The sequence below is a fragment of the Vibrio sp. 1401 genome (assembly GCF_033340295.1).
On record NZ_JAWOWF010000799.1, the window covers coordinates 1 to 527 of the forward strand.

Annotated in this window: 1 pseudogene; it reads right to left on the minus strand. The window is 49.1% G+C overall.

The annotated features are described in order from the left end of the window. Positions 1-527 (minus strand): annotated as a pseudogene (gene gcvT / locus R7Z77_RS28240) (glycine cleavage system aminomethyltransferase GcvT); the annotation flags it as partial.

Consider the following 527-nt stretch of genomic DNA (forward strand, 5'->3'; position numbering starts at 1 on the left):
TGTTTGACCAACAAGGCCAACACGCTTACGTGCGACATCTTTGGTTTCAATCTGCTTTAGAATGATGTCAGCACCAGGGAAACCACCTTCACGTTCACCGCCAACACGGCGCACTTTTTGGATACCCCAAAGCAAGCTCGCTTCTACAGGCGTAGTTGTTGTGTCTAAGTCATGTCCGTATAGACACAAACCACACTCTAGACGAAGTGAATCACGCGCACCAAGGCCAATCCATTCTACTTCTTCTTCCGCAGTCAGTTTGCGCGCTAGCTCTTCTGCTTTGTCAGCAGGAACAGAGATTTCGTAACCATCTTCGCCAGTGTAGCCACTGCGAGAAACAATGCACTCAGCGCCCAGAATTTCCACTTTACGAATATCCATGAACAGCATGTCTGTCACTTCTGGAGCAAAACGGGCTAACACCGTCGCCGCTTGAGGGCCTTGAATAGCAAGCAGAGCGCGATCTTCAATGACTTCTAGTTCAACACCCGATGGCAGATGCGCTTTTAGGTGAGCGATATCTTGTT